The following is an 18,333-nucleotide window of genomic DNA, read 5'->3' as shown; positions in this document are numbered from 1 at the left end:
AGGCAGGTTCAGACTGCTGACAAACCTATTATGTTTGGCGGCAAGTCTGATAGGTTTTGAAAATAAATGAGGAAAATCAATTTATTGATTTTCGGCTGATAACACAAAGCGGGAAAAACCACGCTTTTATCCCGCTTTGTCAACAACCTCAACCTGCCAGAAGGCAGGTTTTTGTTTGAACTATGATGATAAATTAAACGTGTTTTAAATCTGCGTCATCATTTTGGTTGAATATCGCTTTATCGGTTTCACCCATCAATTGGCTAGTCACAGTACCTGCTGTCATTGAACCACTGACATTCAACGCAGTACGGCCCATATCAATTAATGGCTCAACTGAGATTAACAGAGCAACTAATGTGACAGGTAAGCCCATTGCGGGTAGTACAATTAACGCTGCGAAAGTTGCACCGCCACCAACACCAGCAACCCCAGCTGAACTGATAGTAACAATACCGACTAATGTCGCAATCCACAGAGGATCGAATGGGTTGATACCCATTGTTGGTGCCACCATTACTGCTAACATTGCAGGATAGATACCGGCACAACCATTTTGCCCAATCGTTGCACCAAAAGATGCAGAGAAGCTAGCAATGGACTCCGGGATACCGAAACGACGTGTTTGCGTTTCAATATTCAGTGGAATACTTGCTGCACTTGAACGACTAGTGAATGCAAAGGTCAACACTGGCCCAGCTTTTTTAAAGAACTTAATCGGGTTTAAGCCTGTTGTCGCAACTAAAATACCGTGTATGACAAACATAATGCCTAACGCAACATAGGACGCAATAACAAAAGTTCCTAAGTTGATGATGTCATGCAAGTTTGAACTTGCTACAACTTTAATCATCAGCGCCATCACACCATACGGCGTTAAACGCATTACTAAGCGAACTAGCTTCATTGCCCAAGCTTGCATAACATCAATCGCTGCTAAGGTTTTCTCACCGCGCTCTTTATCATCTTTAAACAATTGCAGTGCGGCAACGCCAAGGAAGGCAGCAAAAATAACGACACTAATAATCGATGTTGGGCTTGCTCCAGTTAAATCCGCAAATGGGTTTTTGGGAATAAATGATAAAATTAGCTGAGGTACGGTTAAGTCAGAGACTTTTCCAATATAATTGCTTTCTATCGCAGATAAACGAGCTGTTTCAGATTGACCTTGAACTAAACCTTCTGCAGTCAGGCCGAATACATTGGCAATTAAAATACCAACTAACGCAGCAATAGCTGTAGTAAATAACAAAGTGCCAATTGTTAAAAAGCTAATTTTACCCAGTGAAGAGGCTTTATGTAATCTCGCCACCGCACTTAGAATTGAAGCAAATACCAATGGCATAATCACCATTTGTAATAGCTGCACATACCCATTTCCGACAATATTAAACCACAGAATGGAGTCTTTTACCGTTTGATGGCCACTACCGTACACGAGGTGCAGTACTACCCCGTAAGCAACACCGAAAACCAGACCGACTAAAACTTTTTTAGATAGGCTCCAGCCTTTAGCCCCTAGTTTTGCCAACAGTATTAGTAGTGCTACAAAGCCGAGCACATTAATAATTAGAGGAATATTCATTCCGAACTCCAAATCATATTTTTATAAGGTGTGTTACTTGCCCTTTAATCCTTATTGGTTATAAGGATTTAGTTGCTTCAAACAACTGGTTATATGTTATCAGCTGATAAAACACATTTCTTATACCCAAAAGTAATAAGATAGTGCTATTCATACTTACATTATATGACAAAACTATAATTTATGTAGGGAAGTATATATCTATTTGATTATGAATATATTTTATAATCACATCAACGTGATGATAAAAATCGAATTGGTAACCTGCAGGTAATAAGCAGGCACAAACGGTCAAAATAATGGCAACAAAGCGTTCTCCACGTTGGCTATTTTTACCGCGGATCATGGGAAAACAAAAACGCTGGGGGAGTGGCCATAGTAACGGTACTCCCGAAGGAGTGAGCATATCGGCGACTAGATGGCTGATATAACCTAATAAAAAGGCTTGGATAATATCATTTGGAATTGCCCATTCAGTAGGTACCCATTGATAACAAGAAATCATCAATAGTGACCATGCAACTAGGCTATGAGTAAAACCTCGGTGCCCGCAAAGCTTGGAAATGGGTAATGAAAAAATCCGCAGTAATCGACCAGGAATTGAGGAAGGGTGGTCAATATCAGGCAATAATGCGCCTAATAAGGCTCCTGGAACCATGTGCAGCCAATCACCATGAGCAATCTCTGGGGTGATTTGAAGTTTATGAGCCATTATCAAAGAGGCGACGGAAAAAAGCAGATGCCCTTCAGCTGTCATGGTGGATAAAATACCATCTGTTTATCTATACAGTTGATTGGCAGTATAAAGTGTTTGAAAAGAATATGATAGTGCTAGAAAGGTAAAAAAACTCTTATTTATTAGCAAATAAGGAAAGGATTTTATAAATTTACATAATTCCCCTACCTAAGTTAGATAGGGGATAACACTTCTTAGACACACAAAGTATTCTTAACGTAAATGTTCAGCCTTTAAGTCATTCAGTGAGGCTAGCTTGATATCGGCTAAACCAAAGCGCGGATCATTAAAATGCTTGCTGTCAGGTACGACAATTGAACGCATTCTGGCCGCTTTTGCAGAAATCATACCGTTAAATGAATCTTCTAATGATGCGCAATTGACCGGTTTAGTCGATAACTCAGCTGCTGCTTTAAGATAAACTTCAGGGTGCGGTTTACTCAAGGGTAAATCAGCCGCAGAAATAACCGCAGAGAAATAATCACGGATATCCAGAAGGTTTAATACTTTTTCTAACATGTACAAAGGAGAAGCGGAAGCCAGTGCAATTTTTAAATCCATTGAACGGCAAAGCTCCATGGCATGTTGCACTCCCGGTAGAATAGGGCGTGTTTCTTCAACTAAGCCAACAACACGGTCAATGATGCGTTGTGTGGCTTCTTCTTGGCTGCATCCTTGCCAAGGGGAGGCGTGGTACCAAAGCTCCACCACATGGTCAATACGTAAACCTAAGGTATCAGGCAGGGTATCAGCAATTGAAACGTCGACACCCAATTGTGAAAAAATCTCAAGTTCAGCCTGTGCCCAAAAAGGTTCCGAGTCGATCAATAAACCATCCATATCAAAAATGACCGATTGGATGGGAAGATTATGGTACATGTCAAAACTCCATTCATGTCGTATCTATTAACGAAGGAGCAATGATACCAGTAAACTGGTGTCAAGCGTATTACTTGAAGTCAGCATTAAGCTAATATTGAGAAATTATCGGACAGTATGAAGTAAAAGCGTAATGGTAATTAACGACTACACTTTTTTGATTAGTCTGAAAGTCTAAATATAATTATCAATTATGAATTGAAATTTGGAGACGATGAATTTTTTCAGCTATGATTAGCGTTGAAAAATCATTGTAAAAATTTATCAAAAATAATAACGCTGAGGAAAAGCAGTAATGAATTACCATAATGCCAATTATGTCGCAATCGGCAAACGTATTCTGGGTTGGGTTGTTTTTCTGTTAGCATTAATTTCGACATTGGCGTCTTTAATTAAACTGGCTGGCATGAAGGGGCTTGCAGGTGAGGGGATCAATGCGGTCGCTAATGATTTTATTAAATTAATGGCGGAAATGGCCCGCCAAACTACGCCTTTCCTAAATTTCTTTTGGAATAACTCACCAGTACCTCAAGTTGCTAATGGGTTTTCTGGCAGCAATATCAGCTTTATCATCATTTTTATTTTTATTTTTGTTGGGCTCGCATTAAGTGCATCAGGTTTGCGCATGTACCGACAAATTAAGTTTATCCGTGAAAGTTTAGAAGACCACGTGATCATAGAAAAAGCAAAAGGCATCGATATATCGAAAGAAGAACTAGAAGCTAAAGTGACTATTCCACGTCACACTATTTTCACTCAATTTTTTCTTCTTTATTTTTGGCCAATTGTATTGGGGGTGGCACTGTATTTTCTTCTACGCTTCCTTAACTGGTAATTTTCGTCGTACTTCGAACCGTAGCTGTGTTGGCTTCTTTCGGCTATTTGGGTCACATACTTGTGTATGCTCCCCAAACTATCCTCAATTGCCGCCTTGCCACAGCTCGAACTATTTAGAAAATTAAATTTTCGTCATACTTCACGTTATGAGGGTGTTGGCTGCGTTTAGCTACTCGGGTCACATACTTGTGTATGCTTCTTGAGATATCTGCACTTGCCGCCTTGCCACGGCTCGAATTATTTAGAAAATTAAATAGTGTTGATACTTTATGTTCAAAAACAGGAGCTTATTTTTCGCTGAGTAGGCTATCAATAATTGTCTGCGCTTGGTGATAACTTTGTTCGTTACCAAATATGTGGGCTTGATTGAGTAAATAATATAACTGATAGATTGGTTGCCTATCTAAAAATCCATTTGGCAGTGGCCAAACACTTTGGTAGCCATCAATAATTTGGATCGGAAGTTCTTGATATAATGGCAACATCGCGATATCGCATTCCCTATCGCCCCAATAACAGGCAGGGTCATACAGTACCCCTTCAATATTTTGAGTGATAGCACAGTTTGCTGGCCATAAATCACCATGTAATAAAGAAGGTTGTGGTTGATGCCCAGCAAGTTTGTCTTTAACAATATCAACAATCTGCTGAATATCCGCAAAAACCATCCCCTTTTCTGAGGCCAGTTGTAATTGCAAGCCAATACGCTTTTCTGCAAAGAATGAGCTCCAGCGCTTTTCCCAACCATTAGGCTGAACAATCGTGCTGAGCATGGTATCAAAATCGAACCCGTAACTGGGTTGTTCTTCCCATTGATGTAAACGCGCTAATTGCTGACCAAAGTGCCAAGCATTGGTATTATCAAAGGGTTTAAGAGGGAAATATTCGAGGAGTAGGAAACTATGGTGCTTATTACTGCCAACCCCGTAAACCTTAGGAACGGTTATAGTTTGGCTTTTGGCGAGCATTTCAAGTTGTTCAGCTTCTTGTTTGAACAAAGGTAAAAACTCACGCCGATTTTGCTTAATGAACACGGTATGTTCGCCATAGTCAATTCTTAACGTATGGTGAATATCACCACCAGAGAGAATGACTTTGTTACGTAGCTCTGCTTCACCTAAGTGTTCACTTAATAAACGACACATTGCTTGCCACATGACTCACCTCGCTCTGCTTTGGTCTTCATTAACATAATACTATAGCGACAGTTTAGGAATTAACAGTGATAATTGTTTAAAAAGAAGAGGCTATCACGAAATTGTCGAACAATTATCAGGCAAGTAAACATAAATACCGTCTGTTTTAAAATTAACCTATTTCTATCTAAATGAGAATGTTCAGATAAATTAGTCTGCATTCAAGATCTAGACACCATTTGCGAGCGATTTCAGGTAAACTGCAAAAAATACTTTCATATTTAAGGGTGCTATGAACACGGATTTTCAAAAACCGCGCTGGTTAAGAGATTTATTGCGATTTATCCCACTGAAAAGCCAGTTTGTTCTATTTGGTAATGTGCGAGATCTACAAGCCAGTGAAATTGCCCCCACTGTAGTGACCCCCTTGCCCTTTAACCAAGCACTTTTTAATCACTTATTTCAGGCAGGGTATGCCTATGTGATTACCTATACGCCACTCCTTGGTTTCCAGTGTGTCGCTAATCCAACAGAAAATCCGCAAGGTAGCGCGGCTTTAATGCAAAACTTAGGTTTGCATATGGCTGATGATAAAGCCGCTGGTGGTATTGATATGCTGAATCATTTGTTGGAGAAATTTATTAACTATAAGCAGCAGCCGATTGCATTATGTATTGATTTCGCCTCTTGCTTGATTTCTCATCGCGATAACCTGACCCCAGCTGAGCACAGTTTATTTACTCGAGCTCTGGTAGTTTCTCATCAAGCTAAAGCGCGGCCTGCAGGGGAAAATAACCAACCGTTCTACAATTCTATTTTTTGGATTGTGGAGAAAGAAACCGATTTACCCGATTGGTTTTTAGTCAATAACCCTCGAGTGAGAGCCATTCCTGTGGCGAAGCCTGATAATCAAGTCCGTCGTGTGCTCACACCGATGTTGCTGGCTTCACTGGTCGATTTTAATAGTATTGAACAGGCTGATAAAGATAGCTTAGTTAATGATTTCATTGATGAAACCGAAGGGTTGTTGCTGCTAGATTTAACGGCAATAGTACAACTTGCACGGATTGAAAATGTGCCGGTGAAACGGATCAGTGATGCAGTTCGACGCTATAAAGTGGGTATAACAGAAGATCCATGGAAAAAAATCGATAAACAGAAAATACATAATGCACCACAAATAATTTCACGCCGAGTTAAAGGCCAGCAACACGCAGTGACTCATTTATTGGACATTATTAAACGTGCGATGACGGGAGTGGGTGGGCATAAAGGTGGCCGGCCACGGGGCGTTTTATTTCTAGCGGGGCCAACGGGGGTCGGGAAAACAGAACTGGCGAAAACGGTCACTCAATTGCTATTTGGTGACGAAAGCGCTTACATCCGCTTTGATATGTCTGAATTTAGTGCAGAACATGCAGACCAACGCTTAATTGGTGCTCCCCCTGGCTATGTGGGGTATGACTCTGGAGGCGAGCTGACGAATGCCATTCGTGAAAAGCCGTTTAGTGTAGTGCTGTTTGATGAAATAGAAAAAGCACACCCCCATTTAATGGATAAGTTTCTACAAATTATTGATGATGGAGTATTGACCTCTGGTCGTGGAGATCGCGTTTATTTTTCGGAGTCTTTGATCATTTTCACGTCAAATCTCGGTATTTATCGCTTGGATGCAAATGGTGAGCGAGTGGCGAACGTGCAACCCAGTGAGCCTTTTGAAACCGTGACACGCAACGTGAAAAGTGAAATTGAACGTCATTTTAAATTAGTGCTAAATAGACCTGAGTTACTCAATCGAATTGGGGAAAACATTATCGTTTTTGACTTCATTCGTCCTGATGTGGCACTGCAAATTTTTGAGCAAATGGTGGACAATATTCTTTCTGGTTTAGAAAAACAGTCGCTGACGATTACCATTTCCTCTCAAGCCAAAGAAACGCTAAAACAGTATTGCTTAGCCGATTTATCCAATGGGGGGCGTGGAATACGCAACCAATTGGAAAGCTACTTAATTAACCCATTATCTCGTGCAATTTTCGACCAAGATTTACAGCCTAATTCGGCCTATCAAATTGTCGAAATTACGACAGATGAAACCACGCAAATCACTTTAGCGGCGATGAGTAATTGATGTGGTGAATATTAGTATTTCACGAATTCATTTTCCAATTATGGCTCTAGGCCCCGGAAAACGCATTGGCATTTGGTTTCAAGGCTGCTCATTACGTTGTAAGGGCTGCCTTTCGCCTGACACATGGCAAGTGAAAGACAATGACATTACGGTGGAACAATTACTGGAGCAGATCACTGAGTGGCTACCGTTGGCGGATGGCATCACGATTTCAGGGGGAGAACCGTTTGAGCAACCAGAAGCCTTATCTGCATTAGTCAGTGGAATTAAACAGCGAACGAATGCGGATATTTTGGTCTATAGCGGTTATCAATGGGATGATATAGAAGTGCATGTTTCACAAATGGCTCCATATATCGATGCCTTGATCAGTGAGCCATTCAAGGTGGAGCTTTCGCAAACCCAAATGCTCAAAGGCAGTGATAACCAGAAATTACATATGTTGACGCCATTAGGAAAGGCTCGGTTTATTGCATATCAGCGTGCAACGACACCCGAGGATAAAGTGCTCGATTTAGCGTTTGACGAAACGGGACGACTATTTTTGGCTGGTGTTCCAGAACGTGACGATATGTTGCGCCTGCGTACCCTAATTGAACAGCAAGACCAGTCTTTGCAACAACTAAAAAAATAACAAATTGGATGAATGGATGACCATGATACGTTTTTGCCCACATTGCCAAACAGAACGACCATTAACTGAAATTTTCTGCGCGGGGCAAATTAAAACACCACAAGGAAGTAACCAACTTTGTGGCTGGGATTTAACCCTTGAGGGTATCCATGAAGCCGGCTGGCGTCCCACTGATGAACACAAGACCTCGATTGATAGTCTACCACTCAATATTGATGATAATAATCAAAATAACCAAACTATTGAGCAAAGGGTTTGTGTGAACGGGCATCCAATGGACGAGGGGGATTTTATCTGCCTCGAATGTGGAGAAGATGCCGCTGTTAAGTCAAGCAATACTGAGGAACACTCTCAACCATTTATAGGAAATTGGCGGCTTGATCGTCGCATTAACCAAGCCGATAGCCCACGGGAACGTTACTTAGCCACACATATAGAAAGTAAAAAAACTGGCGTGCTTACCTTATATCAAAAAGGTGAAGAACCCGATCCGACAATTTATCAAGTGCTTCAGCTGATCCCAACAGACCACGTGCCTGAATTTTATGAAACAGGCCGTTGGGAAAACCGTGCTTGGCATGTAACTGAATTACTGGAGGGTGGCTCACTCAGCCAATTTATTCAGCAAGGAGACTTTTGGCAACTCCATGAAATTCCTAAATTAGTTGAGGAAATGGGGCAAGCGATAGCGGCATTTACTGAGCATGGTTTACGCCATCGCAATTTGTGTCCTGCGAATTTATTGATCCGCAGCCGTGACCCTTTAGATATCGTGGTGATTGAATATGGCTCTGCGAGTTTGTCAGAGTTTGACCTTGATATCGTGACTCCCTTGGATATTTCCCGATATAGCGCACCAGAAACCTTAGCAGGTGGTGTGAGTGCCGCATCAGATTGGTGGAGTCTCGGGGTTATTCTATTAGAACAACTAACCCGAGGGGAGTGTTTCGCTCAAGTTCATGATAATGCATTCTTAATCCAAGTCATGACCAATGGTGTTGATTTGCCGGATGATTTAGCTCCTAACTTACAATTATTGCTACGTGGATTACTGTGTCGGGATCGTTTTCTACGTTGGCAATGGCCGCAAGTGTCCGCATGGTTAGAGGGGAAAGCCGTCCAAGCCCCACAAACTGCCGCAGTAGATTCTCAGACTCAGTATCATCAAGCCCAGTTTGCGGGACAACAATTTTCTCAACCCGATGCTTTTGCCATGGCCGCTGGAGAACAAGCAAATTGGGATGATGCAGTCCAATTCTTGTTGCGTGGGGAGTTAACGTCATGGCTCGCAAAATTTGACAATAGCCAGGAGCAGCTAAAGCAACTTCAGGGTTTTTTAGACAGCGAAAAATCGTTAGATGGATCTGAGCAGAGTGAAATTAATCAAGATATTAAGCTCACTCTAGCCTTGAAAATCCTAAACCCGAATATGCCATTTATCTATCGCGGTGAAATTATTACACCTGCATGGTTATTAGAACAACCTGCACTGGCCTATGCACTCATCAGTGAGCCATTAAATCAACACATTCAGTATATTGACCCACAACATTGGCTCGTACAGCTCTACCATCGCCAATGTTTAGTACGTCAACGCGCTGAACAATTGAATATATTACTCAATAAAGAAAGCTTGAAACTGTATTTATTGATCACATCAACAAGCCAGCTAGCTGCACGTTGGGAATTGCTGCATAGCCAATTTCCTGACTCACATAACGAAAGCCTACAAGGCTTACTAGATAGACAAAATCGACAAGAAATTGATTATATTTTATTGTTAAGTGCCGACCTTGGGCAGTTTATTGCATTGGATGTGTTAGTCGAGCAAGCCTTTGAATTAGCGAAACAAAACGATATCCACAATTTTGATAACGAAATAGCTAAAAGTCAGCTTTTATTGCCACGAGGGGAGCTATACCAGCTAATTAACCACCGAGTCAGTGATTTTAAACGTATCGGACTTCCTGAACTCGATGGTTGGGTGGATGACTTTTTATTAACGCGTCGTTTATCATTAGAAAAAATACTGGTGTTGCTGGCTATTCCATTCGAACATTGGCAAGTGCCAGAATCACAAAAATATGTTCTTGAAGTTCTAAGATTTTTTACACAAAAGCTCACGTCAGTGACACAACGTGGAAATTTAGTGCGCATGCGTCTAACGCAAAATACTGGGCGAGTTGATTTAATGGAATGCGATAGCCCCGTACGCCGCGCAAGTGCATTACTTGAACATTTATTGAACCGCAAAAAAAGCACGGTTACCATTGATAGTGATTTGCTATTACAACACCCAGGTGTTAATGGCCGATTACGGATCCTGCAATCAGATACACAATTATATCAACGGGATACCGGTATAGATGGCATGTATCTTGGGTTTCCATTCTTATTGTTGCACACACAGCCGAATCAAATAAAACCGCGAATAGCGCCCTTGTTTTTATGGCCAGTTTCATTGCGTACTTCTTTGGCTCAAAATAGTCCCATTCAGCTCAATTTCGACCATGAACGGGGGGCTATACGTCTGAATCCTGCGCTCGCAAGCTTTGCAGGTATACCTTCAGTGAATGAATGGCAAACAGTATTAGATAATTTATTATCTAAAACGGGTTTAACCATTGAAGATATGATGGAGACACTTTCGTCTTTATTACCGATACAAGGTACGGAACTGACGCCACTTCCTTCTATCACCGTGCAGATTGCAGAAAATAGCGCACAAATTTGCTGTTCAGCCGTACTTTTCCATACCTCGTTTATTGGTCAGGCGATGAGTGGCGATTTACAGCAAATTGCTGGGCTACCGATTTCTCAAACCGCGTTAGCAACAATGCTAAAAGTCGTGCCGCTCGACAGCAAGAATGAAACACAGTCAGATAATTTACTTAACCAATATGCGTTGTCATTGGCTGATCCTTCACAGGAACATGTTGTTCAAGCTGCTCAAGGCAACACGGGACTGTTGATTGAGGGGCCACCAGGGACAGGTAAAAGCCAAACAATCGTGAGCTTAATTGCAGATGCGATAGGGCGTCAGCAAACCGTTTTAGTTGTGTGCCAAAAACCGGCTGCGCTTGAGGTAGTTTATAAGCGATTGAAAGCGAATGGTTTAGGAGATAGAGCACTATATATCAGCCAAAGTCAAAGAGGGCGTGACATCATTTTGGCGGTGAGGGAGCAAATTGAGCAGCTTTGGGAACAAGAAAAAAGCCAGCTCGTTGAGCGGGATTGGGCAGGAGAGAGAATTCATCTTGTTAGTCGCGTTCAGTTATTTGAACAAAAATTAGACAGGTACTTTCACTCTCTCAATAATATCGATGAAAAGTTTCAAGTTTCTTATAAACAAGTATTAAGTCAATTGATTGAACTTGAAAAACTGCCTCATTTTGATATTGATGAGCAGCAAATTAAGCCATTATTAGCGCCACTTGATGGTCATACGATTGAGCAATTAACGGATGACTTGAAGTTACATGCACATACATGGTGGCAGTTGGATTATGACAATAATGCACTAAACGCCTTAGCGCACTTTACGGCAGATGACCCTCAATATTCATTGTTTAATCAATCTATTACGGCATTGGTTGAAACTGAAAACCAACGTGATGAAGCTTACCAAACACAATATCAGCAAATTACGTTGACTCAATTATCGACTCATGAGCAATGGTTAACACAACATGAAGCACAATTTAATCAGTTAACGACCGAACAATGGCAGGAGCTTTCCCGTTGGTTACCCCTATTTAGCGGTGAAACGGGAAATTCCATTATTCGCCAACTCGAGCAGTTGTATGAGCGCTTATTATCAATTAGTGAAGAAAATACGGACCCGTTATTATTCCCTGTATTTAGGGGGATTGATAATCACCATCTTGCCCAATTATCACGAGCATTGATGGAGACAATACAAGGTTCATGGGTACGTTTCTTGAATCCGTATTACTACCGCCGGCAAAATCAATTACAGTCATTTATGGCAAGCAGCGGCTTAGCGCCAACGACTGAGAAATACACTTCAGTGATTAAAACCATTGCCGTTGAGCAGCAATGGCGTTTACTTGCACAGGAATTACAGCCTTTATATCAACAGCTTGCTCTTGAACTCCAGTCGGATAACCAATGGCGTAATACATTACAAGTGCTGATCATGCAGCTAAAACGCGTGGCGGATATGACTGAGCTTCTCATTCAGTACCCTGAGCCTGTGCATTTTATAGACGCAATTATTCAGCAACAAAAAACAGGGTTTACTCATCAATGCCATGAAATCAGGGCGGCAATCGCTAAGTTACACGCAAGAACGGAAAGCTTAAGCCAATTAAGTAAGCTAGACAGTGTCTTTTCGTCAGAAACCGTTGAGCGGTTTAAACTGGCCGTGATAAACGGCGAGTCATATACCGCGGAACTAGTGCAAATAGAGCAGCAAAAAGAAAATGTATTGCGTTACCAATTATTTAGATCGGACACTCAACACTTTTCGCCGCAGCATTGGGGGCTCCTTGCGCTATTAAAACCAGCAATTAAGCAGCTTATTGCCACTGACGGTTTCACAACACAATGGCGAGATCAATTAGTCCAAACCGTTCACTACTATTTCTGTCTGTTCACTAAAATGCAGTTGACGGCAACATTACCTGCACTAAGTACCCATCAAGACCAGCTGATGTCAGACCTTGCCGAACTAGAAAATGCCCAAAGTCGGTTACAGCAATTCAATAAATTGGCACTGACGACCAATATTGATAGCAAAATGTTAGGAAACCGTCGTGAATGGGAGGAAATCACCCGCTTAGCAGGGCCAAGAGCTCGGCGATTAAGGGAGTTTATTCTCGAAGCTCGTGATATTGGGTTAATGCAACTACGACCCGTTTGGTTGATGACGCCGGATGTGGCGAGCCAAGTCCTTCCACTTGAAGGCGCTATGTTTGATAGCGTAATCTATGATGAAGCCTCACAGATGCCAATTGAATACGCATTATCGACGTTATTTAGAGCTAAACAGGCCATTATCAGTGGTGATGAAAAACAAATGCCGCCGTCAAAATTCTTTACCGGTAAGTTAGTTGAAGATGATATTGATGAAGAAGATGATGACCAACAAGAGTTAGCTGGAGAGCAATGGGATTACCGGCAAATCAGTGATTGCCCTGATTTGTTACATTTAGCTCGAACGGTATTACCTATCCATACACTGGATATTCATTACCGTTCTGCCTACCGAGAACTAATCAATTTCTCCAATTTTGCTTTTTATGAAAATAGGCTAAATATCCCAGCACAATTTTCAGCCAAAATGGTCAACGAAATTAAGCCATTACAGCTTATTCAAGTTAATGGTGTTTATGTTAACCAAAGTAATGAAGCTGAAGCTATCGCTATCGTGGAACATTTGGCCTCAATGTGGCAACGGCCTTTCGAACAACGGCCTTCTGTGGGTGTAGTCACGTTTAACCAAAAGCAAGCCACATTAATTAATCAAATAATTCAATTGCGTGCAGCACAGGATGAAGACTTTCTTCAGGCATATACGCAAGAAAACCAACGCACTCACGATGATGAAGATATGTCATTTTTTGTGAAAAATGTGGAAAATGTGCAAGGTGATGAGCGCGATGTGATTTTGTTTTCTACCACATTCGGTCGCAATGCACAGGGAACATTCAGGCGTAACTTTGGTGTACTTGGCCAAACCGGTGGAGAACGGCGTTTAAATGTCGCTATCACTCGTGCTCGCCAGCAAGTCGTGATTATGTCATCGATGCCAATAGATGAAATTTCTGATTTGTTAACAACTTACCGTAAGCCTGAAATTCCACGAGATTATTTACAAGGCTATCTGGCCTATGCGCTAAATGCATGTAACCCATTAATGCAAAAAGAAAATGAAAAATTGCTCCAGCGCATGTGTCATACGCAGTCAGCGGTTGGTAGTGAAACGCTCCCGCAAAATGCGTTTGTCGATTCAGTTATGGATTTTATTCGACAAAGTGGCTGGCAAGTGACCACCACAAGCCAAAATGGGGTATTCCATTTTGATGGCATTGTTGAAGAACAAAGCAATGGCCGTTTACTCATCGGTATAGAATGCGACATACCATCACACCCATTATTGAAAACTGCGCGTTCTAGGGAACTGTGGCGTAGCGCTGTTCTGACGCGTGTGGTACCTGCACACTATCGAGTGTCTATTATCGAATGGGTTCAAAATCGAGATTTGGCACAGCAACAACTGCATGACGCTATTTCTCAAGCGTTATTAACCTCATCCTCCTCTCAAATTGAGAGCCCAGAATCGCAAGAAGGTGCATTATGAGTTCATCAGTTCATCGTATAACTGTTAGGGAAATGAATGAAATTCAATGCCAGCGTCAGCTTGCGGTAGTTAAACGTCGATTTGAACAGTGGCAAGCACTGGCAAATAGTAGCCAATATCATCAGCCGCGTATTGCACAAATCACGCAAGCTTATGAGCAACTAATGCAAAATTCGGCTCAGCTTGCCACATTGTCATCACGCAATTTAAGCTTGTTGAATAGCCAATTGGTTGAGTTTATTGGGACACTGAATAACGAGGTAAAGGAAGTTCGTGAACAACAACTCGAAAAACAAGCGTTATTAGCCCGAACAAAAAAACACAGAGAGCATAATTTGGCTGAATTAATTGCATTGGTACGTGAAAAATTGCCAAATGAAGCTGACCTTTATGCACAATTAATCTCGGCAAGTGAACTAGATGAAAGTCAATCTAATAAACTGATTTTTAAAGCACTAGCTTTATTAAGTCCACAATCAACATCACTCACGCCATCGGCAGCGGCATTATTGAGCCAACTAAAAGCCCAATCTGAAGGTGTGAAGCAATTTTGGCAATCAGGCTTACCGCAAACGCCATTTGCCAAACAATGTGAACAGATCCTATTGATGATTGAAAAGCTGAAATTAGGAGGCTCATTTGATGATGCTCAAGATACTGAGCAACAACTGGCTGAACTTCGGGATCTTAAGGAAGGTACCCAACGCCATTTACGAGCCGACTCATTGATCATGACATTGGCAGAGCAATTGAAGTTAAGCCAACAACGTATCGAACTTATCGATAAAATTGAACAACGTTGTGATGAATTGGCCATTTTTCCGAGTAAAGAAAATGAATCTATAATTTCGAATGCATTAGCCAGTATGCAATCAAGTTCGATAGAAGCGTTAACCACATGGGTCGATAAACTAGGCCGTGCCGTGAGTTTAGCTGAGCAACAGGTTGTTGCCACTGCGCAAAGGAAAACGGTACTCGATGGATTAGGGAAACTCGGTTATCAAGTGCAAGACACTGACGTTAAAGCATGGTTGGATGATGGCAAAGTGGTCGTCACACATCCAGCAACACCGGGGTATGGGTTAGAATTAGGTGGAAAACAAACGCGTTTTCAAGCACGGACAGTGGCTTTTTCTGCAGAGCGAGATAATTCACGTGACCAGGATGTTGATGCCATTTGGTGCAATCAGCACCAACAATTGCAAGATATTATTGCTCAGACAGATGCGGAACTTGTTGTTGAGCAGGCATTACCGGCGGGAAGTGGGGAAATGAAAGTGCATGAAAACCAATCTGAAGCGCAACGTCGCAATATGGTGGTGAACCAGTTAAAAACCCGTAGCAAATAGCACATTAATGCAGCTAGCTAAAGTCATTAAAAAAGCTGAATTCGTTATGTGTGAATTCAGCTTTTTTGTTATATCTTCTAGTAATTATGCGGTATGCATACTTTGTGGGTTAGTTCGGCTTCTTTTACGTGCAAGCACTAATTTGCTATAAAGCAGGGCTATCACAAAATACACCGCCTGAGTAACAACGATAGTTGGCCCAGTTGTTGCGTTGATGTGGAAACTCAGGATAGTCCCAATAACACTCGATGTTACCGAAGCAATGATGGCGACAACCAACATTTTCCCAAAACTACGGCATAACACAAAAGCAATAATGCCTGGGGAAATTAGCATTGCAATCACCAAAATAATACCAACAGCTTGTAATGAAGCAACGATGGTGAGAGCGAGTAGTGATAGCAAACCATAGTGGATTAATTTCACAGGTAAGCCAATGACTCGTGCTTGGTTAGGGTCAAAGCAATACAGCATAAAGTCTTTACGCTTCAGTAAAATAATTGCGATGGTGATACCTGCAAACAGTAAAATCTGTTTAAATTCGCTATCTGTGATCCCTAAAATGTCACCAAATAGAATATGTGTAAGGTGCTGTTCAGTATCTATTTTAGCAAACATAACCAAGCCGATAGCAAACATGCCTGAGAAGACGATACCCATTACCGTATCTTCTTTTATCCGACTATTTTCCTTTAAATAACCTGTTGCCACAGCACAAAACAAGCCAGATGCAAATGCCCCTATCGCTAATGGAATACCGAGTAGGGAGGCTAAAATGATCCCTGGTAAAACGGCATGGGAAATTGCATCGCCCATCAATGACCAGCCTTTCAATACTAAAAAGCAAGAGAGGATAGCGCATACCGTTCCACTAACAATTGCCGTAATCAATGCTTTTTGCATAAAGGGAAATGCAAACGGAGCCATCAGTAAGTCAATGAAATCACTCATGAGATGCTCCTTGTTGGTGAGATTGGTGCAGTCGAGCAACTTCCTTTTTGGCTTTACGTTTTGAGGCAAAAATACCGTGCTTAGGCGCAAAGAAAAATGCCAGCAGGAAAATAATGGTCTGTAAGGTGACAATTAACCCGCCTGTAGCACCATTAAGGAAATAACTGATATAAGCGCCAACAGCACTGGTTACAGTACCAATGGTGACTGAAATAATGAGTAAGCGTTTAAATTGGTCAGTTAATAAATAGGCCGTTGCACCTGGTGTGACGACCATCGCAATCACAAGGATTGCGCCAACTGTTTGTAAGGCAGCAACAGTACAAGCACTTAATAATGTGAAGAAAATAATTTTTAGGCGTAGAGGATTCAAACCTATTGAGCGAGCGTGGCTTTCATCGAAAAAAACGGCTAATAAATCTTTCCATAAGCACAATAGGACAATAAATGAAACGCCGATAATAATTTCTACTTGTAATACGTCAGAATCTGCAATACCTAAAATATTACCAAAAATAATACTTTGTACATTAACAGATGTTGGATTCAATGAAACAATCAACAAACCTGCCGCGAAAAAAGTAGAAAAGATAAAGCCAATAACAGCATCTTCACGTAAACGAGTTAGATGCTTTACTAATGTCATGGCAAGTGCCGCAAGGATCCCGGTAAAAAAGGCGCCTGCCGCATAGGGTAAACCTAAAGCATAAGCACCCGCCACCCCAGGAACAACGGAGTGGGAGAGGGCATCTCCCATTAATGACCAGCCTTTCAACATTAAATACGCTGATAAGAACGCACAGACAGCACCAACAATGGCGCTGACCCAAATGGCTTTTATCATAAAATCATATTCAAAGGGCTGTAATAACATCTCAATCATTCGGAACCCTTAGCTTGGTTTTTTCGAACGGGGGCATCATGGTCATGACCATAGAATACAGCCGCTCTTTCATCATCGGTAATGACGGTGACAGAGCGTGGGTCATCATCGTCATGAAGCTCTTGACCAGACAGGTTAATATGACGCAATACGCCACCGAAGGCTTGTTGCAGGTTTCGTTGCGTAAATGTCGTTTCAGTAGGCCCACTCGCTAAAACAGTACGATTGATTAAGATAACATGGTCGCAGAACTCAGGCACACTGCCCAAGTTATGAGTTGAAACGAGAATGAGATGGCCTTCGTCACGCAAACTACGTAGCAGGTCAATAATGGCATTTTCGGTCTTAACATCAACCCCAGTGAAAGGTTCGTCAAGGAGTAAAACTTTACCTTCTTGTGCGAGCGCTCGAGCTAAAAAAACCCGTTTTTTCTGACCACCGGAGAGCTCGCCTATTTGGCGATGCTCAAGCCCTGCAAGGTCAACCCGTTCTAATGCCATTTTGACAGCATCTTTATCGGCTTGTTTAGGGATGCGAAAAAAACCCATTTTGCCATAACGGCCCATCATCACGACATCAGAAACGAGAACGGGAAAATTCCAGTCTACCTCTTCTGTTTGTGGGACGTACGCAATCACGTTTTCTTTAAGTGCGGTTTTTATCGGTTGATCATTTAATGTCACACTGCCAGAAGATGGGGTGACAAGCCCCATAATAGTTTTAAATAGCGTTGACTTGCCACTACCATTTACGCCAACTAAGGCACAAATAGAGCCACCAGAGATAGTAAAGCTTGCGTCATAGATAGCGGTGTGACCATTATTATATGTCACCGTCGCATCATCGACGATAAGATTCGGGTGTTCGAATTGACTTGAGTGATTCAT

12 protein-coding genes are annotated in these 18,333 nt (G+C 41.8%); 5 read left to right on the top strand and 7 right to left on the bottom strand.

The window, feature by feature from the left end; translation table 11 throughout:
* Positions 1-193: 193 nt before the first annotated feature.
* The 3 genes from PSF09_RS00900 to hxpB form a co-directional block, all read right to left on the bottom strand.
* A complete protein-coding gene (locus PSF09_RS00900) occupies positions 194-1,585 on the bottom strand; it encodes an L-cystine transporter (RefSeq protein WP_272683338.1) in 1,392 nt (463 codons plus the stop codon).
* A gap of 181 nt (positions 1,586-1,766) precedes the next feature.
* Positions 1,767-2,342 carry a metal-dependent hydrolase gene (locus PSF09_RS00895; RefSeq protein WP_272683337.1) on the bottom strand — a complete coding sequence of 192 codons (576 nt, stop codon included), beginning with the start codon at positions 2,340-2,342 and terminating at the stop codon, positions 1,767-1,769.
* Between the two features lie 192 nt (positions 2,343-2,534).
* A complete protein-coding gene (gene hxpB / locus PSF09_RS00890) occupies positions 2,535-3,200 on the bottom strand; it encodes a hexitol phosphatase HxpB (RefSeq protein WP_109911239.1) in 666 nt (221 codons plus the stop codon).
* Positions 3,201-3,495: 295 nt separating this feature from the next.
* Between hxpB and PSF09_RS00885 the strand changes: the two genes are divergently transcribed.
* Positions 3,496-4,035, top strand: a complete 540-nt coding sequence (locus tag PSF09_RS00885; protein ID WP_272665110.1) for a YniB family protein — start codon at positions 3,496-3,498, stop codon at positions 4,033-4,035.
* Positions 4,036-4,324: 289 nt separating this feature from the next.
* Here the strand turns inward: PSF09_RS00885 and PSF09_RS00880 are convergent, their stop codons facing one another.
* Positions 4,325-5,194, bottom strand: coding sequence for a fructosamine kinase family protein (locus tag PSF09_RS00880; RefSeq protein WP_272665109.1), 870 nt, complete (start codon positions 5,192-5,194; stop codon positions 4,325-4,327).
* Positions 5,195-5,465: 271 nt separating this feature from the next.
* On the opposite strand from PSF09_RS00880, the gene PSF09_RS00875 reads away from it, so the two are divergent.
* Genes PSF09_RS00875 through PSF09_RS00860 form a run of 4 tightly spaced genes read left to right on the top strand, consistent with a single transcriptional unit; the run spans position 5,466 to position 15,612 of the window.
* A complete protein-coding gene (locus PSF09_RS00875; RefSeq protein WP_272665108.1) occupies positions 5,466-7,304 on the top strand; it encodes an AAA family ATPase in 1,839 nt (612 codons plus the stop codon).
* A gap of 1 nt (position 7,305) precedes the next feature.
* On the top strand, positions 7,306-7,938 hold the full coding sequence (locus PSF09_RS00870) for a 4Fe-4S single cluster domain-containing protein (protein WP_272665107.1): 633 nt from the start codon (positions 7,306-7,308) through the stop codon (positions 7,936-7,938).
* Between the two features lie 16 nt (positions 7,939-7,954).
* On the top strand, positions 7,955-14,263 hold the full coding sequence (locus PSF09_RS00865) for a protein kinase domain-containing protein (protein ID WP_272683336.1): 6,309 nt from the start codon (positions 7,955-7,957) through the stop codon (positions 14,261-14,263).
* Positions 14,260-15,612: a hypothetical protein gene (locus PSF09_RS00860; RefSeq protein WP_272683335.1), complete on the top strand. Its 1,353-nt coding sequence runs from the start codon at positions 14,260-14,262 to the stop codon at positions 15,610-15,612. The genes PSF09_RS00865 and PSF09_RS00860 overlap by 4 nt, the downstream gene beginning before the upstream one ends.
* A gap of 84 nt (positions 15,613-15,696) precedes the next feature.
* Here the strand turns inward: PSF09_RS00860 and PSF09_RS00855 are convergent, their stop codons facing one another.
* The 3 genes from PSF09_RS00855 to PSF09_RS00845 are packed head-to-tail and all read right to left on the bottom strand — an operon-like array spanning position 15,697 to position 18,333.
* Positions 15,697-16,563 (bottom strand): metal ABC transporter permease, encoded by an 867-nt coding sequence (locus PSF09_RS00855; protein WP_272683334.1) that lies wholly within the window; start codon positions 16,561-16,563, stop codon positions 15,697-15,699.
* The gene (locus tag PSF09_RS00850) at positions 16,556-17,446 is read right to left on the bottom strand and encodes a metal ABC transporter permease (protein ID WP_272665102.1); all 891 of its coding nucleotides are present in this window, start codon (positions 17,444-17,446) and stop codon (positions 16,556-16,558) included. Before PSF09_RS00850 ends, PSF09_RS00855 begins: the two co-directional genes overlap by 8 nt.
* Positions 17,443-18,333, bottom strand: a complete 891-nt coding sequence (locus PSF09_RS00845) for a manganese/iron ABC transporter ATP-binding protein (RefSeq protein ID WP_109911242.1) — start codon at positions 18,331-18,333, stop codon at positions 17,443-17,445. Before PSF09_RS00845 ends, PSF09_RS00850 begins: the two co-directional genes overlap by 4 nt.

Source organism: Providencia sp. PROV141 (assembly GCF_028481645.1).
Lineage (GTDB): Bacteria > Pseudomonadota > Gammaproteobacteria > Enterobacterales > Enterobacteriaceae > Providencia > Providencia rettgeri.
This window is presented reverse-complemented; position numbering and strand designations above follow the sequence as displayed.

Excerpts from the sequence above, each read along its gene's own strand:
- PSF09_RS00850 (WP_272665102.1), bottom strand. The coding sequence starts at position 17,446 with ATGATTGAGATGTTATTACAGCCCTTTGAATATGATTTTATGATAAAA.
- PSF09_RS00885 (WP_272665110.1), top strand. The coding sequence starts at position 3,496 with ATGAATTACCATAATGCCAATTATGTCGCAATCGGCAAACGTATTCTG.
- PSF09_RS00845 (WP_109911242.1), bottom strand. The coding sequence starts at position 18,333 with ATGAATCACTCAAGTCAATTCGAACACCCGAATCTTATCGTCGATGAT.
- PSF09_RS00875 (WP_272665108.1), top strand. The coding sequence starts at position 5,466 with ATGAACACGGATTTTCAAAAACCGCGCTGGTTAAGAGATTTATTGCGA.
- PSF09_RS00900 (WP_272683338.1), bottom strand. The coding sequence starts at position 1,585 with ATGAATATTCCTCTAATTATTAATGTGCTCGGCTTTGTAGCACTACTA.
- hxpB (WP_109911239.1), bottom strand. The coding sequence starts at position 3,200 with ATGTACCATAATCTTCCCATCCAATCGGTCATTTTTGATATGGATGGT.
- PSF09_RS00880 (WP_272665109.1), bottom strand. The coding sequence starts at position 5,194 with ATGTGGCAAGCAATGTGTCGTTTATTAAGTGAACACTTAGGTGAAGCA.
- PSF09_RS00895 (WP_272683337.1), bottom strand. The coding sequence starts at position 2,342 with ATGACAGCTGAAGGGCATCTGCTTTTTTCCGTCGCCTCTTTGATAATG.
- PSF09_RS00855 (WP_272683334.1), bottom strand. The coding sequence starts at position 16,563 with ATGAGTGATTTCATTGACTTACTGATGGCTCCGTTTGCATTTCCCTTT.
- PSF09_RS00865 (WP_272683336.1), top strand. The coding sequence starts at position 7,955 with ATGACCATGATACGTTTTTGCCCACATTGCCAAACAGAACGACCATTA.
- PSF09_RS00860 (WP_272683335.1), top strand. The coding sequence starts at position 14,260 with ATGAGTTCATCAGTTCATCGTATAACTGTTAGGGAAATGAATGAAATT.